The organism is Kitasatospora sp. NPDC048298, from assembly GCF_043201465.1.
GTDB lineage: Bacteria > Actinomycetota > Actinomycetes > Streptomycetales > Streptomycetaceae > Kitasatospora.
On the sequence record NZ_JBICYZ010000013.1, the window covers coordinates 24,487 to 40,270 of the forward strand.

The 15,784-nt window shown below is 75.3% G+C and carries 13 protein-coding genes and 1 pseudogene; 6 read left to right on the forward strand and 8 right to left on the reverse strand.

The window, feature by feature from the left end; genetic code table 11:
• Positions 1-83 precede the first annotated feature (83 nt).
• Positions 84-2,150, reverse strand: a complete 2,067-nt coding sequence (locus ACGF0D_RS13120; RefSeq protein ID WP_392915528.1) for an MDR family MFS transporter — start codon at positions 2,148-2,150, stop codon at positions 84-86.
• A gap of 219 nt (positions 2,151-2,369) precedes the next feature.
• Between ACGF0D_RS13120 and ACGF0D_RS13125 the strand changes: the two genes are divergently transcribed.
• On the forward strand, positions 2,370-3,929 hold the full coding sequence (locus ACGF0D_RS13125; protein ID WP_392915530.1) for an MFS transporter: 1,560 nt from the start codon (positions 2,370-2,372) through the stop codon (positions 3,927-3,929).
• A complete protein-coding gene (locus ACGF0D_RS13130) occupies positions 3,926-4,567 on the forward strand; it encodes a maleylpyruvate isomerase N-terminal domain-containing protein (RefSeq protein ID WP_392915533.1) in 642 nt (213 codons plus the stop codon). The genes ACGF0D_RS13125 and ACGF0D_RS13130 overlap by 4 nt, the downstream gene beginning before the upstream one ends.
• 88 nt (positions 4,568-4,655) lie before the next feature.
• On the opposite strand, the gene ACGF0D_RS13135 is transcribed toward ACGF0D_RS13130, so the two are convergent.
• Both ACGF0D_RS13135 and ACGF0D_RS13140 read right to left on the reverse strand, forming a co-directional pair.
• The gene (locus tag ACGF0D_RS13135; protein ID WP_392915536.1) at positions 4,656-5,510 is read right to left on the reverse strand and encodes an ABC transporter permease subunit; all 855 of its coding nucleotides are present in this window, start codon (positions 5,508-5,510) and stop codon (positions 4,656-4,658) included.
• Positions 5,507-6,430, reverse strand: coding sequence for an ATP-binding cassette domain-containing protein (locus ACGF0D_RS13140; RefSeq protein ID WP_392915539.1), 924 nt, complete (start codon positions 6,428-6,430; stop codon positions 5,507-5,509). Before ACGF0D_RS13140 ends, ACGF0D_RS13135 begins: the two co-directional genes overlap by 4 nt.
• 136 nt (positions 6,431-6,566) lie before the next feature.
• On the opposite strand from ACGF0D_RS13140, the gene ACGF0D_RS13145 reads away from it, so the two are divergent.
• Both ACGF0D_RS13145 and ACGF0D_RS13150 read left to right on the forward strand, forming a co-directional pair.
• Entirely contained in the window at positions 6,567-7,766 is a 1,200-nt protein-coding gene (locus ACGF0D_RS13145; protein ID WP_392915541.1) for a sensor histidine kinase, read from the forward strand.
• Between the two features lie 5 nt (positions 7,767-7,771).
• A complete protein-coding gene (locus ACGF0D_RS13150; RefSeq protein WP_392878209.1) occupies positions 7,772-8,449 on the forward strand; it encodes a response regulator in 678 nt (225 codons plus the stop codon).
• Between the two features lie 54 nt (positions 8,450-8,503).
• On the opposite strand, the gene ACGF0D_RS13155 is transcribed toward ACGF0D_RS13150, so the two are convergent.
• A complete protein-coding gene (locus ACGF0D_RS13155; protein WP_392878060.1) occupies positions 8,504-9,343 on the reverse strand; it encodes an SAM-dependent methyltransferase in 840 nt (279 codons plus the stop codon).
• 172 nt (positions 9,344-9,515) lie between these two features.
• Positions 9,516-10,283 (reverse strand): hypothetical protein, encoded by a 768-nt coding sequence (locus tag ACGF0D_RS13160; RefSeq protein WP_392915544.1) that lies wholly within the window; start codon positions 10,281-10,283, stop codon positions 9,516-9,518.
• 687 nt (positions 10,284-10,970) lie between these two features.
• Between ACGF0D_RS13160 and ACGF0D_RS13165 the strand changes: the two genes are divergently transcribed.
• Positions 10,971-13,406 (forward strand): hypothetical protein, encoded by a 2,436-nt coding sequence (locus ACGF0D_RS13165; protein WP_392915547.1) that lies wholly within the window; start codon positions 10,971-10,973, stop codon positions 13,404-13,406.
• An 83-nt stretch (positions 13,407-13,489) separates the two neighbouring features.
• On the opposite strand, the gene ACGF0D_RS13170 is transcribed toward ACGF0D_RS13165, so the two are convergent.
• The 3 genes and pseudogenes from ACGF0D_RS13170 to ACGF0D_RS13180 form a co-directional block, all read right to left on the reverse strand.
• Positions 13,490-14,503, reverse strand: a complete 1,014-nt coding sequence (locus ACGF0D_RS13170) for a DUF1648 domain-containing protein (protein WP_392915550.1) — start codon at positions 14,501-14,503, stop codon at positions 13,490-13,492.
• A complete protein-coding gene (locus ACGF0D_RS13175; RefSeq protein WP_392915553.1) occupies positions 14,500-14,847 on the reverse strand; it encodes a GntR family transcriptional regulator in 348 nt (115 codons plus the stop codon). Before ACGF0D_RS13175 ends, ACGF0D_RS13170 begins: the two co-directional genes overlap by 4 nt.
• A 23-nt stretch (positions 14,848-14,870) precedes the next feature.
• A pseudogene (locus ACGF0D_RS13180) lies at positions 14,871-15,065 on the reverse strand (oleate hydratase); the annotation flags it as partial.
• 149 nt (positions 15,066-15,214) lie between these two features.
• Between ACGF0D_RS13180 and ACGF0D_RS13185 the strand changes: the two are divergent.
• Entirely contained in the window at positions 15,215-15,778 is a 564-nt protein-coding gene (locus ACGF0D_RS13185; RefSeq protein WP_392915555.1) for a universal stress protein, read from the forward strand.
• Positions 15,779-15,784: the final 6 nt, after the last annotated feature.

Sequence of the window (15,784 nt, forward strand, 5' to 3'; positions counted from 1 at the left end):
CGGCCCGCATCCCTTCGGCACGCCCGTCCACCTCCCGGCGCCGTTCGACCTGGACCTCGACACCACTCGTCTGTAGGCGGTTCCTAGGCCCTCGCGTCGTCCGTCGGGCGGGCGTGGGCCGGGAGGCCGTTGGCGAGGTCCTCGACCAGGAGGCGCCAGGCGATGGCGTCGGCGGCGGCGCGCAGGCGGGGGCTGCGGGGGCGGCCGGCGTCGGCGTCGAGGCGGGCGTTGAGCCAGTCGGACCAGGCGTGGGCGAGGGTGCGGACCTCGTGGGTGCCGGCCTCGGTGAGGGAGAGGTGGTCGCCGTCGCGGAGCAGGTAGCCCTCGGCGGCCATCCGGTCGAAGACCGGCTCCAGGACCTCGGGCGGCACCCGCTTGCGGGCTCCGACGAGGTCCAGCGAGGCGTGACCGACGGCCTTGGTGTGGCCGGCCACCTCCATCAGCGCCCAGGCCCCGGCCAGGTCCACCCGGGTGCCGGCGCCGGAGACGATCGTCCGGACGGTGTCGAGGTCCACCCCTCGCACGAGCGTGGACACCGCGTACTCCAGGTGCGGGTCGGAGTCGGCGGTGGTCGGCTGGCCGAAGGCCTCGCCCATGTCGGTGGAGCCCGCCCGGGCGGTGTCGCGCAGTTGCACCTGTTTGAGGAAGAGCGACACCACGAAGCCGATCACGGCCACCGGGATGGTCCACAGGTACACGGTGTGCAGGGCGTCGGAGTAGGCCTGGACGATCGGCGCGGCCTGGTCGGCGGGCAGCTGGTGCAGGCCCTGGGGGCTCTGCGCGGCGTGGGTGAGCGCGGCCGGGTCGGCGCCGGTGAGCCGGGCTGCGGTGGCGATCCCGTCGGCGAGTTCGGTCTTCAGGCTGTTGGCGTAGATGGTGCCGAACACCGCTGTGCCGAAGGAGCTGCCGATGGTGCGGAAGAAGGTCACCCCGGAGGTGGCGGTGCCGAGGTCGGCGTAGTCGACGGTGTTCTGCACGGCGATGGTGAGCACCTGCATGCTCAGCCCGATGCCGGCGCCGAGCACGAACATGTAGAGCGAGGCGAGTACGGATCCGGTGCCGGGTTCCAGCCGGGAGAGCAGGTAGAGGCCGAGGGCCATCACCGCCGTGCCGACGATCGGGAACAGCCGGTACTGCCCGGTCTTGCTGACCGCGTTGCCGCTGGCGACCGAGGCGATCAGCAGACCGAGCACCATCGGCAGTGTCCGGACGCCGGAGACGGTCGCCGAGTCGCCGTCCACGTACTGGAGGAAGGTCGGCAGGAAGGTCAGCGCGCCGAGCATGGCGAAGCCGACGATGAAGCTGAGCACCGAGCAGACCGTGAACACCGGGTTGCGGAACAGCCGCATCGGCAGCATCGGTTCGACGGCCCGGGTCTCCACCCAGCAGAACAGGCCGAGCGCCAGCGCGCCGCCGACGAACAGGCCGATGATCACCCCGGAGCCCCAGGCGTACTGGTTGCCGCCCCAACTGGTCGCCAGGATCAGCGCGCCGGCGCCGGCCGCGACCAGCACGATGCCCAGGTAGTCGACGACCGGGCGGGTCGCCGAGCGGACGGAGGGGATGGTCCGGGCCGCGGCGGCGACCACCACGACCGCGAGCGGCACGTTGACGTAGAACGCCCAGCGCCAGGACAGGTGGTCGGTGAACAGCCCGCCCAGCAGCGGCCCGATCACCGTGGCGACGCCGAACACCGCGCCCATCGCGCCCTGGTACTTGCCGCGCTCGCGCAGCGGGATGACGTCCGCGATCAGCGCCATGGCGGTGACCATCAGGCCGCCCGCGCCGAAGCCCTGCACGGCGCGCCAGGTGATCAGCAGGGTCATGGAGGTGGCCAGACCGCACAGGAACGAGCCGGCGACGAAGACGATGGCGGAGATCTGGAACAGCAGCTTGCGCCCGTACAGGTCGCCGAACTTGCCGGCCAGCACGGTGGCCACCGTCTCGGCCAGCAGGTAGGAGGTCACCACCCAGGACATGTGCGCGGCCCCGCCGAGGTCCGCGACGATGGTGGGCAGCGCGGTGCCGACGATGGTCTGGTCGAGGGCGGCCAGCAGCACGCCGAGCACGATGGTGGCGAAGACGACGTTCCGCTGCCGGACGTCCAGCACCGGAGGGGCGGAGGGCGCGGTCTCGGTGGCGACGGTCATGCCGTCAGCCTCCGGGGTACGGGCGGCGGTCGCGATCCGGTTCGGCCGTTCGGGTGACAGTGGGTGGAATCCGCCCGGGTGGCGGGCAAAGGTGGGCCGGGCGACGATGATCCGAGCCAGGCCGACCGACGATCACCCGTCGACCCAGGACGCCCCATCGACCAGATGCCCCGTCGACCAGGATGTCGACCAGGAAGCCCCGGCCCCCGGGAGGCTCCCATGAACGCCGACCCCCCGCGCAGCACCACGAACCCCAAGCAGCCCGGATCCACCGCCGTGGGCGCCCGGGCCGCCGCCCGGCGTTGGCGGGCGCTCACCGTCTGCCTCGTCGCCGGCTTCATGACCCTGCTGGACGTCAGCATCGTCAACGTCGCGCTGCCGACCGTACGGGTCGGGCTGCACATGTCCGACAGCGGCCTGCAGTGGGTGCTCAGCGGCTACGCGCTGGCCTTCGGCCTGGTGCTGGTGCCCGCCGGGCGGCTCGGCGACGCGCGCAGCCGGCGGGCCGTCTTCCTCGCCGGGCTCGCCCTGTTCACCGTGGCCAGCGCGCTCGCCGGCGCGGCGCAGAGCCAGGAGTGGCTGGTGCTCGCCCGGCTGTTCCAGGGCGCGGCCGGCGGCGTGCTGGTGCCGCAGGTGTCCGGCTTCATCCAGGTGCTGTTCCAGGGCGCTGAGCGCGGCCGGGCCTTCGGCGCCCTCGGCGCGACCATCGGGCTGTCCACCGCCGTCGGACCGCTGCTCGGCGGGCTGCTGATCCAGGCCGTCGGCCCGGAGAACGGCTGGCGCTGGGTGTTCCTGGTCAACCTGCCGATCGGCGTCGCCCTGCTGCCGATCGCCTACCGGCTGCTCCCGGGGCCGCCGCCCGCCGACCGGCGGGCCGGGCACCGGGACTTCGACCCGGTCGGTGTGCTGCTGCTCGGCGCCGGGACGGTCTCGCTGCTGCTGCCGTTCGTCCAGGCCCAGCAGTGGCACGGCTGGGCCCGCTGGCTGCTGCTGCCGCTGGCGGCGGTGCTGCTCGCCGTGTTCGTCGGCTGGGAGCTGCACTACGGGCGGCGGCGCGAACCGCTGGTGAGCATGGCGCTGTTCGCGGTGCGGCCGTACGCGGCGGGAACGCTGCTGTCGCTGGTGTACTTCGCCGGGTTCACCGCGATCTTCTTCATCTTCACGCTCTACCTCCAGGCGGGCCTGCACTACTCGGCGCTGACGGCGGGCCTGGCCGTCACGCCGTTCGCGGTCGGCTCGGGGGTGTCCGCGACGGTGGGCGGGCGGCTGGTGAGCCGGCTCGGGCGGCGGTTGGTGGTGGCCGGACTGCTGCTGGTGCTGGCCGGGCTGCTGGCCTCGGCGCTGGCGGTGCAGCTGTGGTCGGGGCCCCGCGTGGGCTGGACGACGGCGCTGCCGCTGCTGGTCGCCGGGGCGGGCAGCGGGCTGGTGATCGCCCCGAACCAGACGCTGACCCTCCAGCAGGTGCCGGTGGCCCGGGCGGGCAGCGCGGGCGGGGTGCTGCAGACCGCGCAGCGGGTCGGGTCGGCGGTGGGCATCGCCGTCGTCGGCTCGGTGTTCTTCGCCCATGCGGCCGGGCCCCGCCCGGACTGGGCGCTGGCCTTCCAGCTGGGCGTGACGGTCGCGGCCGGCCTGGTGCTGGTGGCGCTGCTGGTGGCGGTCGCCGACATGGCCTCGGGCCGGGGCAGCTTCCGGGCCGCCGGGCCGAGGTTCGGGGACGGGCCGCGGGTGGGGGACGGGCCGCGCGGCGGAGACGGGCAGAGCCGCGGAGACGGGCCGTGACGGGCGCCCGGACGGACTTCCTGGCCGCCGCCGCGGCAGCCGAGGAACTGCTGCGCCGCCCGGAGGTGGCCCGGGCCTGGCGGCTGCCGAGCGCGCTGGCGCAGTGGAGCGTCGGCGGGCTGGCCGGGCACCTGGCCTACCAGGTCCTCTGCGTGCCGGAGGTGCTGGCCGCGCCCGAACCGGCGGAGCCGGTGGTCGGGCTGCTGGACCACTACGCCCGGTCGGCCTGGGTCGGCGCCGCGCTCGACGCGGACGTCAACGTGCGGATCCGGCAGGGCAGTGAGGCCTTCGCGGCCGACGGGCCGGCCGTGCTGCACCGCCGGCTCGCCGCCGTACTGCCGGAGCTCGCGGACACCCTGGCGGCGGCGGACGCCACCCGGTCCGCCCGGCTGCCGTTCTGGGGCCCGTGGGCACTGACCCTCGACGACCTGCTGGCCACCCGGACGATGGAACTCGCCGTCCACGGCGACGACCTGGCGGTGAGCGTCGCCGTGGACGGACCCGAACTGCCGCCGGAGACCGCCGAGTCGGTGATCGGCCTGCTGGCCCGGCTGGCCGTCCGGCGGCACGGCCGGGCGGCCGTGCTGCGGACGCTCAGCCGGGCCGAGCGGGCATCGGGCAGCATCGCGGCGTTCTGAGCTGCCGTGCTTCGCGCTGTGCCGCGTTTCGCACCGTGCCGCGTTTCGCGCTGTGCCACGTTTCGTGCTGTGCCGCGCAGGTGGGCCGTCAGTGGTCCCGGCGGTGGATGGCGAGTGCCGCGACGGCCACCGAGGCCAGCGACCACACCGCGAAGGTGGTCCAGGAGCCCGCGACGGTGGCCGGGTACTCGGACGGGCGCAGGCCCGCCAGGCTGGTCCGGGCCAGGCGCTGCCAGGCGGGCAGCGGCAGGGCGTGCAGTAGGTCGGCGCTCCAGCGGTAGCGCTCGGTGACCAGTGACGGGACGAAGAACAGCACCACGACGGTGGCCACCACGGCCCCCGCGCCGTGCCGGATCAGGGTGCCGAGGCTGAGGCCGACCAGGGCGCAGACCGGGCCGAACAGCACCGCCGCCGCGACGTACCGCAGCGCGGCCGGATCGGTGACGGACTGTCCGATGCCCGTCCCGGACAGGATCGCCTGGCTCCCGCCGAAGGAGGCACCGACGGTGAGCACCCCGAAGCCGAACAGCACGGCGGCCAGTACGCAGGCCTTGGCGAGGAGCACCGCCCGGCGGTCGGGCACGGCCGCCAGGGTGGTGCGGATCAGCCCGGTCGCGTACTCGCCCGCGATCGCGAGCGCGCCGAGGCCGCCCGCGACCAGCATCAGGATGTCGGCGGAGGCCATGTTGAACGCGGCGTTCAGCGCCACCTGTGCCATGGCCACGGGGTCGCCGTCACCCGGGGTGTAGTGATCGCGGGTGTAGAGCGCGGACTTGAGGTTGGCGGCGACGATCGCCACGGCGCCGAGGCCGAGCACCCAGGGGACCGAGCGCAGCGACCAGAACTTGATCCACTCGGAGGCCAGCAGGTCGCCGAAGCGGGCACGCGGTTCGGTGCGGGGCGAGGCGGGCAGGGTACGGGGCGAGGCGGGCAGGGTGCTCAACGGGGTTCTCCGGCGGGGTACTCGACGCTGTCGGCGGTCAGGTCCATGAACGCCTCCTCGAGGGAGGCGCCCCGGGTGGTCAGGGCGTGCAGCAACAGGCGCTGCTCCAGGGCGAGTTCGCCGATCCGGGTGGCGTCCAGGCCGCTCACCGCGAGTTCGCCGTCCGGGCCGGGCCGGACGGTGGCGCCGGCCGTCGTCAACACGGCGGTGAGCCGCTCGGGTTCGGCGGCCCGGACGGTGACGGCGCGCAGGCCCGCTCGGGCGGCGAACTCGGTGAGGCTCTCGTCGGCGAGCAGCCGGCCGCGCCCGATCACCACCAGGTGGTCGGCGGTGTGCTCCATCTCGGCCATCATGTGGCTGGAGACGAAGACGGTCCGGCCCTCGGCGGCGAGCCGCCGGAACAGCCCGCGCACCCAGAGCACGCCCTCCGGGTCCAGTCCGTTCAGCGGCTCGTCGAACAGCAGCACCGGCGGGTCGCCGAGCAGCGCGCCGGCGATGCCGAGCCGCTGCCGCATGCCGAGCGAGTAGCCGCGGATCCGGCGCCCGGCGGCCTCGGTGAGCCCGACCTCGTGCAGCACCTGCTCGACCCGGGCGGCCGGGATCGCGTTGGCGCGGGCCAGCGCCCGCAGTTGGGCCCGGCCGGTGCGCCCGCCGTGGGCGTCGCCCGCGTCCAGCAGGGCGCCGGCGTGCCGCAGGCCGCGCGGCCGGCCGCGGAAGGGACGGCCGTCCACGGTGACGGTGCCGGAGGTCGGGTCGCCCAGACCGAGGACCAGCCGCAGGGTGGTGGACTTGCCCGCGCCGTTGGGGCCGAGGAAGCCGGTGACCCGGCCGGGCCGGACGGTGAAGGAGAGGCGGTCGACGACGGTGCGGACGTGGTGGCCGCGGCCGTAGCGCTTCGTCAGCTCGGTGACTTCGATCATGTGCCCCACGGTGCCGGGGATCGTGGGGCGGGCACATCGGACCGGTGTCGACACCGCGGGCCACCCGGAGGCCACCCGGGGCCGTACAACCACGGTTGGATGACGGCGTCCCGGACCGTCGTTACGATCTCGGACCATGCCCTCACCCCCCTCCCCGCCGCTGCTCCGGCGGGTTCCGCCCGAGGCCTGGGTCGGCCTCGCCTGGTGCGTGGCGGCCGGCTACCCCGCCGTCCGGCTCGGCGGCCAGGCCTCGCAGCACCCCGGCGCCGCCGCCCACGGCGGCTGGGCGTTCACCCTGGCCGACACGGCGGTGGCCTTCGCCGGCGCGGCGCTGGTACGACGGCTGCCGGTGCTCTCCGTCGTCCTGCTGGTGGTCGCCGCGTTCACCGAGGCCGACGGCTGGGCCGGCGGCGCGCAGGTGCCGCCCGGCGCCCTGCTCGCGGTGGACACCGCGCTCTGCCTGATCACCGCGACCCGGCCGCGGCGCAGCTCCCGGGCCGCGTTCGCGCTGGTCATGGCCTTCCTGGTGCTGCACATCGGCATGGTGCACGGCGACACGGTGGGCATCTTCACCGGCACCCACATCGGCTCGGCCGACGGCGCCGCGCTGCTCGGGCTGGTCGCCTGGCTGGTCGGCCGCTCGGTGCGGCAGAACCGGGAGCACGCCGAGGTGCTCAGCGCCCGGGTGGCCGAGGAGGCCGTCACCGCCGAACGGCTGCGGATCGCCCGCGAGATGCACGACACCGTCGCGCACAGCCTCGGTATCGTCGCCCTCCAGGCCGGCGCCGCCCGCCGGGTGATCGACCGTCGGCCGGAGCGGGCCAAGCAGGCGCTGGGCGAGATCGAGACCGCCGGACGGGAGACCCTGGCCGCGCTGCGCCGGATGCTGGTCGTGCTGCGCCGGGCCGACGGCGAGGCCTCGGCCACGGTGCCGCAGGGCCTGGCGGACCTCGACCGGCTGGCCGGGGCGACCACCGCCGCGGGGGTACGGGTGGAGGTGCGGCGGCACGGCGAACCGGGGCCGCTGCCGCCGGAGGTCGACCTCGCGGCCTTCCGGATCGTCCAGGAGTCGGTGACCAACGTGGTGCGGCACGCGGACGTCGGCGCCTGCGTGGTCACGGTGGACCACCGGGCGGCGGGGGAGCTGTCGGTCGAGGTCACCGACCGGGGCAGTGGCTCCGGGGAGGGGCCGGGCGGCGGGTTCGGGCTGGCCGGGCTGCGGGAGCGGGTCGCCCTGCTGCGCGGCGAGTTCGAGGCCGGGCCGCTGCCCGGGGGCGGCTTCCGGGTGGCCGCCCGGTTGCCCGTGCCGGGTCCGATCAGGGAGGCGGGCGCGTGATCCGGGTGGTGCTGGCCGACGACCAGCCGCTGGTGCGCGCCGCGTTGGAGATGGTGATCGCGGAGACGGCCGACGTCGAGGTGGTCGGCGAGGCGGGCACCGGGGCGGAGGCCGTCCGGCTGGCCGCCGAACTGCGGCCGGACGTCGTGGTGATGGACATCCGGATGCCAGGCATGGACGGCATCGAGGCCACCCGGCTGGTGACCGCGGACGGCGGGCCGACCAGGGTGGTGGTGCTCACGACCTTCGACGAGGACGAGCACGTGTACGCGGCGCTGGAGGCGGGGGCGTCCGGCTTCCTGGTCAAGGACATGGCGCTGGACGACATCCTCGGCGCGGTGCGGGTGGTCGCCGCCGGGGACGCGCTGATCGCGCCGAGCGTCACCCGGCGGCTGATCGGGGCCTTCGCGGCTGCCGCCGCTCCGGCCACGGCCGCCATCACCGGCACCGCCTCCGGCACCGCCACCGAGCGGCGGCTGGCGGCGATCACCGGGCGTGAGCGGGAGATCCTCACCCTGGTCGGCCGGGGCCTGTCCAACTCCGAGATCGCCGCCGAACTGGTGCTCAGCATCGCGACCGTCAAGACGTACATGACCCGGCTGCTGGCCAAGCTCGACGCCCGGGACCGGGTGCAGCTGGTCATCCTGGCGTACGAGGCGGGCCTGGTCTCCGTGTCCGGCTGACCGGGCCCGCCATCGCGGGAACGATTCCGCGATCGGTCGTGGGGCGCCGGTCGCTCAGCGCTTGACGGCCACGCCCGCGTACATCGCGATGTCCTGGTCGCGGACGGGCGCGGCGCCGGCGTCCGGCCGCCAGTGGTGCACCAGCGTGACCCCCGGGTCGAGCAGCTCGTAGCCCGCGAAGAAGGCCTCCGTCTCGGCCTTGTCGCGGATCTGGAGCGGGATGCCGCGGGCGTTGTACTCGCGGCCCACGCCGCCGACCCCCACCGGGTCGGTGTCCCCGGTGAAGACGGTCAGGGCGAGGAAGCTGCCCGGTGCCAGGGCGTCCATGAGGCGGCGCACGATGCCCTGCGGGTCGTCCTCGTCCAGCACGAAGTGGACGATCGCGATCAGCGACAGCGCCACCGGCTGCGAGAAGTCGAGCACCTCGCGCAGCCGGGGGTCGCCGATGATCGACTCCGGGTCGCGGAAGTCCGCGTCCACGTAACAGGTGCGGCCCTCGGGCGTGCTGTCCATCAGGGCCCGCGCGTGGGTCAGCACGATCGGGTCGTTGTCGACGTACGCGACCCGGGCCTCGGGGGCGATCGCCTGGGCGATCTCGTGCACGTTCGGCGAGGTCGGGATGCCGGTGCCGATGTCGAGGAACTGCCGCACGCCGTACTGCTCGGCGAGTTGGCGCACCGTGCGCTGCATGAAGTCGCGGGTGGTGCGCATCGAGATGGGCAGCGACGGCCAGGCCTGCACCGAGGCGTGCGCCGCGACCCGGTCCGCCTCGAAGTTGGTCTTGCCGCCGATGAGGTAGTCGTAGACCCGGGCGGAGTGCGGAACGTCCGTCCGCAGGTTCACCGACGGGGCATCCTCGTGCGGACCGTGCTCGACCCGGATCTCGTTCGCCATGCTCGCTCTCCCGTTGCTGGGCATTCGTCATGGGCCGCGGTGGCAGCGGCCCATGGTGCGCATGGTAACGGTCTTCCAGTGTGATGAGATGACTAGCCCTCAGGCTCGACTCTCAGGCTCGACTCTCGGACTCTCTGACTCGACTCGCAGGCGCGACTCTCGGACGCGGCTCTCAGGCCTGTGCCTCGGGGTGCCTCTGGTCGGACGCGGCGACGTCCGACTGCCGGGGGAGCGCGGTGGTCCCGGTGTCGCCCCGGTCGGAGGAGGATCGGCGGCCGTGCGCCGCGAGTTCGAGTGCGGCGCCGATCCAGGCCATGCCGAAGGCCCAGGTCGCCAGCCACTCGCCCAGGTAGAGCGGCCGTACCGACCAGTCCGAGCCGACGCCCGTCGCCCCGGCCAGGACGGAGAGCCCCAGGGCGGCCAGGATCACCACCCCGGCCACCAGGTAGGCCGTGCCCACCCGGGCGGGCTGGGCGGAGCGTGGGTTGCGGAAGGAGTAGAGGCAGAACATCGCCAGCATGACGAACAGCAGGCCGGCGAAGACCAGGTGGAGCACCCCGACGGTGCGCTGGACACCGGACCCGCCCCCGGCGGACGTCGGGCACAGCGCGACCCCGAGCGCGAAGAAGCCGGCCGCCGTGCTCCAGCGGTCGTCCCTGCGGTCGAAGCGGTAGCAGATCAGGAACACCCCGAGGGCGCACAGCCCGCCGACGAAGAGGTTCCGGGTGTCGGTGTAGTACGAGGCGCTCATCGAGACCGGCCAGAAGCCGTCCGTGCTGCGCCCCGTCACCACGGCGGACAGCCAGTTGCCGAACGGCAGGGCCGGCGGCAGCAGGATGCCGATCAGGCCGACGCCGAGGCGCAGGATCGCGATGGTCCGAACGTCCTGGATGCTCCACCGGACGCCGGGGGAGTTCTGCGTGGGCGAGTCGTGAGTCACGGACGCCTCCTTGCCTTTCGCACGGGCCCGCGGGCCCGCTGGTCCTCCGGCCGCGTGGGACGGGGTGGGCGGTGCGGACGGGCGCCGCCACACACCTGAGCGACCGTCAACTGGTGTACCCGCATCAGCGTTCGAAGCACCACCGATTTGAGCGGTTTACGCCCCCGATGACCGTCAGGAGTTCCCCGGGGCACCATCTTTCACGGCTGCGCGCACCCGTTCGGTTCAACTCACCGCCGAGGTCGCCGAGGAGCGGCTCCCACCAGCCCAACCGCGCCTGACCGAACCGGAATTGATCTGTACGATCTCGCCCCGTGCAGGAGACGCTGACCACCGGGGCCGCCACCCCCGGCACCCCGAGAACCCCCGGCACCCCCGGGACCGCCCACCGCCCGGCGCGCTGGGTCCGCACCCGGCTGCGCGCCGACCCGGCGGCCGCCCTGCTCATGGCGGCCCTCGCGTTCGTCACCGTCCTGCTCTCCGTGGCCGTCCCCCGCCTCGCGGACCGGGGCGGGGACGCGGCCCTGCGGGACCACGTGCGGCAGAAGGGCATCCACGCGACCAGCCTGCAGGCCGTCGCGAGGAGCCGCCCCACCGACACCGCCGCCGACCTCGACGCCGTCCAGCGGGAAGCTGCCGCTCTCCGCGCCGGGCCACGCCCACGGCACCCGGACCGCGGCCGACAAGGTGTACAACCCGGACTTCGCGCGGCTCAACGCCGAAGTCCCCCCGCGGCTCTCCCTGATGTACCTGGACGGCTTCGCCGACCACGTCACCCTGATCGAGGGCAGCTGGCCGGGCCCCGCCACGGCCGGCGCGCCGCTGCCGATGGCCGTGAGCCGCACGGCCGCCGAGATGATCGGCATCAGGGTCGGCGACGTCGTCGACAGCGGCAGCAAGGGCGCGGTCCGGCGGACCAGCGTGGTGACCGGCATCTACCGGGTCGACGACCCGCTGGACCCGTTCTGGGACGACCTCGGCTGCCCCGGCCGCCCCTGCCTGGAACTCGGTCAGTACGGCGACGACTGGCTGAGCTTCACCGGGCTCGTCGACGGCGCGAGTCTGGCCGCGCTGACCGCCTGGGGCGAGAACGTCCAGAACTTCTGGCGGCTGGCCGTCGACCCCGCACCGCTGCGCGCCGACCGGCTGGACCGCACCCGGGCCGGCGTCGCCCACCTGCTCGCCGGACCGGACAACGACGCCCTGGTCGCCGCGACCGGGCGGGCCGACCTGCGGGTCAGCTCGTTCCTGCCCGACGTCCTCACCGAGGCGGCCGACCGCTACCGGGCCGCGACGGCGCTGAGCGCGATCGGCCCGACCGGGGCCGCCGGGGTCGCCGTGGTGGTGCTCTGCCTGGCCGCGGTCCTCGCCACCGACCGGCGCGCCGCCGAACTCCGGCTGCTGCGGGCCCGCGGCGGCTCGCTCGGCGGGGTGCTGCTGCGGCTGCTCGGCGAGGGCGCGGTGACCGTCCTGCCCGCCGCCGCACTCGGGGCGGCGCTCGCCCTGGTACTGCTGCCCACACCCCGGTGGGGCGCCGCGGCGGCGGCCGGCCTCGCCACCACTCTGCTCGCCCTGCTGGCCTTTCCGGCCAGGGCCGCGCTGCTCTGGGCGCGCCCCCGGACGGCCGGGCGGTGGCGCCGGCCGATCGGCGAACTCGCCCTGCTGGCCGCCACCGTCGCGGCGGTGGCCGAGGCCCGCCGCCGGGGCGTCGGCCACTCCGGCGCCGCCGTGGACCCCCTGCTGGTCGCCGCCCCCCTGCTGCTCGCGGTCACCGGCGGACTGCTGCTGGCGCGGATCGAGCCGCTGCTGCTCGGCCGGCTGGCCGCCCTCGTCGGCCGCGGCCGGGGACTGATCGGCTTCCTCGGTCTCGCCCGGGCCGCCCGCGACGCCTCCGGCCGTCGCCGGCCCAGCGCACTGCCGCTGCTCGCCCTGCTGATCGCCACCACCGCGACCGGCTTCGGCGCCACCGTGCTCGACTCGGTGGACCACGGGCGGCTGCGCGCCGCGCGCATCGCCACCGGCGGCGACGTCGCCGTGTCCGTCCCGGACTACGCGACCCTGCCGGACCGGTTCCTCGAGGCCGCCGGCGCGCTGCCCGGCACCCGGAGCGCGACCGGGATCCGGGTCGACCGCAGGGCCCTGTTCGTCGGCGCCGGTTCGAACAACTACACCAAGGTGACCCTCGTGGTCGCCGAGCCGGCCGCGTACGCCGAGATCGCCCGCACCCTCGGCGTCGGCGGCTTCGACCCGGCGAGGCTCGCCGGCACCCCCGGTGGCCCGGACACCCCGGTACCCGCGCTGTTCAGCCGCGACCTGGCCGCCCGGCTGGCCGCCGGCGCGCCGACGGTGCACCTGTCCACCGCGAACGAGCTGCGCACCACCGTCGCCGGGATCGTCACCGCGACCCCGGCGCTGCCGGACCCGAGCCTGCCGTTCGTCGTGGTGCCCTCCGGCCCCGCCGCGCAGCGCCTGCCGGAACTCGGCCGGGCGACCGGGTGGCTGGCCGTCGGCGACGTCGACCCCGAGCGGGTCAGGGCGCTGCTGCGGGAGCAGGGCGTGGTCCAGCCGACCGGCAGCGCCAAGCGGGTCGCGGAGGCCGCCGCGGCGGCCGGCAAGGGCAGCCACGGACTGCCGCCCGCCTACGAGGTGGGCAGCAGCCGCGAGTACGCCGGGCACCTCGCCGCCGACCCGTTGCAGCAGGCCGCCGGACGGCTGTTCTGGTACGCGGCCCCCGCCAGTGCCGGATTCGCCGTCCTCGCGGTCCTGTTGACGCTGCTGCGCGCCGCGCCCGACCGTACGGCCGTGCTCGCCCGGCTGCGCACCATGGGCCTGCGGCCCCGGCAGGGGCTGGCGCTGATCCTCGTGGAGGCGCTGCCGAGGACCCTGGTGGCGGCCGCCGGCGGCGGGCTGGTCGCGGTGGCGGCGGCCGTCCTGCTCGGGTCGGCCTTCGACCTCTCCACCCTGGTCGGCGCCGGGGCCGGCCACGCCCTGGATCCGGCGGCGCCGCCGGTGCTGCTGCCCACGGCGGTCCTGGCGCTGGTGGCCTGCCTCGGGGTGGTGCTGGAGACGCTGGTGGCCGGCCGGCGGCAGATCGCCACCGAACTGCGCGCGGGGGAGTCCTGACGGTGGCATGAACGGCGGGGCGGCCCGGTCATCACGACCGGGCCGCCCCGCCGTCCGAACCGCCGAACCGCCGAACCGCCGGTTCAGCCGGCGGGCTGCCGGGTGCGCGCGATCAGCGCGTTGAGCAGGGCCGCCCCGCGCTCGGCGTCGTCGACGCTGACCGCGAAGTCCGTCCCCCGGCGGGTGCGGACCACCAGGCAGGCGCCCCCGCGCAGCATCACGGTGGTGCCGAGCCCGTTGATCCGGTAGCCCCAGCCGCCCGCCTGGGCGGCGGTGCGCCGCTCGACGCGGGCGGACTCCAGCTCGGCGGGGGACCAGCGGCGGGCGGGCCACCCGAAGGGGCCGAAGCCGACGGTCAGGCCGGCGGCGGTCACCCGTACCCGCACCGAGGAGCAGACGAGCACGGTGAGGGCCGGGAGCGCGAGCAGCAGCACCAGCGGCAGGCCCACGTCGGCCACCCCGCTGGTGGCGGCCACCGCCACGGCCACCGCCGCCAGCCCGAACACCGCCGCGGTCAGCTGCAGCCACGGGTTGGCGGCGTGGGAGAGCCAGACGAGGTGCGCGCCCGGCGGCACCTCCAGCGCCGGCTCCCCGGTCGCGGGGCGCGGCGCGGGCCGGGCGCCGTAGTGGCGGCTCGCCAGCCGGGCGAGCAGCCCCGCGAGGCCGGTGGCCAGCAGGATCAGGACCACCTCGATGCCCATCGGCGCGGCGTCCTGCCAGCGGGCACGGTCCAGGTTGGCGTGCACGATGGAGGCCTGCGCGCCCGTCAGCAGCACCCCGCCGGCCGCCAGCGTGGTCGCCGCGGCGCCGGGCGCCAGGTTGCCCCGGTACCGCCGCAGGGCCACCGCGGTCAGCACCAGGACGGCCCAGAACGCCGCCGGGAAGAGCACGGCGGCCGTCAGCGACATCGAGTCGTCCGGTTCCCGTCCGCCCCAGTGGGTGGCCAGCGGGTCGGGCAGGCGGTCACGCGCCACCAGCGGCAGCGCGATCAGCAGGGCCAGCACGCCCGCCGACCAGGTCGCCGCCGCCCAGACCGCACCGCGGTGCGTCGGCCGCTCTGCCGCCGCCCTCGTCGAAGTCGTCCCCTCGTCCGTCACGACAGCCCCCTGATCATGTCCACGAGATCGTTCCTGCTGTAGCCGGCCTGGGCCGCGGCCTCGACCAACTGCCGTACCCGGTCCACCAGTTCGGAGCGGGTGTCGGCGCCGGTCGCGATCGTGATGCCGCGGCCCCGGCGGAACTCCAGCACCCCCTCGTCGCGCAGCGTGCGCAGCCCGCGCAGGACGGTGTTGGTGTTCACCCCCAGCGCCCGGGAGAGCTCCCGGGCCGGGGGCAGCTTGTCCCCGGGGGCGCACTCGCCCTCGGCGACGGCCCGTCTGATCGCGCCGGCGACCTGTTCGTGCAGCGGTCGGGTGTCCCCGATGTCCAGCTTCAGCAACATGGTGCTACTGACGATAGCACCATTCATGTCACTTGCGACTGCTCGGGGATCTCCCCGACCGGCACGCCCAGGTGGTACGGCCACTCCTGGGTGGTCTCCTCGCCGGTGCGGTCCTGCATCGGCTCGCGCACGAAGTCGCCGGGGCGGTCGACGAACGGCGAGTAGACCCGGACGACGATCCGGTCGGCGGGCTGCTGCTTGAGGTGCGGCTGGCGGTTGACCGTCCAGGTGGGCCGGGTGCGCCGCGTATGGAGAGCGTTGGGAACGACCCCAGGGACGTCAGGAAGGCGTCAAGGAGAGCAGGTCAGCCCCGTCGGCGGCGGTTGGGTGGAGGACGACGGAGAACGCGACCACACGAGGACGGATCATGCACGGCAACGGGCGGCACGAAGGCGGCACGGCACCCAGGGTGGTGGTCGGGGTCAGCGGATCGCTGGGGAGCCTCGCGGCACTGCACCGCGGCGTCGCCGAGGCCCGCGAGCGCGGCGCAGCCCTGGTGCCGGTGCTCGCCTGGGAGCCGCCCGGCGGCGAGCACGGCTACCGGCGCTCGCCCTGCCCACCGCTGCTCGCCGCCGTCCGGGAGGCCGCCGAACAGCGCCTGCGGGACGCCCTCGACGCGGCCTTCGGCGGTACCGACCCCGGGGTGCCGCTGCACCCGGTGGTGATCCGCGGCGAGGCCGGCCCCGCCCTGCTGCACGTCGCCGACCGGCCCGACGACCTGCTGGTCCTCGGCCGCAGCGGCGGCCCGCTGCGCCGCCGGCTGCGGCGCTCGGTGCCCGGCCACTGCGCCCGGAAGGCCGGCTGCCCGGTGCTGACCGTCCCGGTGCCCGAACTGCTTCACGACCTGCACCGGCTGGAGTCCGCGCACCGCCGCGCCCGCCGGCACCCGTCGGCCGGCCCCGCGCGCGAAGCCCTCGCGGTGAAGCGGTAGTCCGCG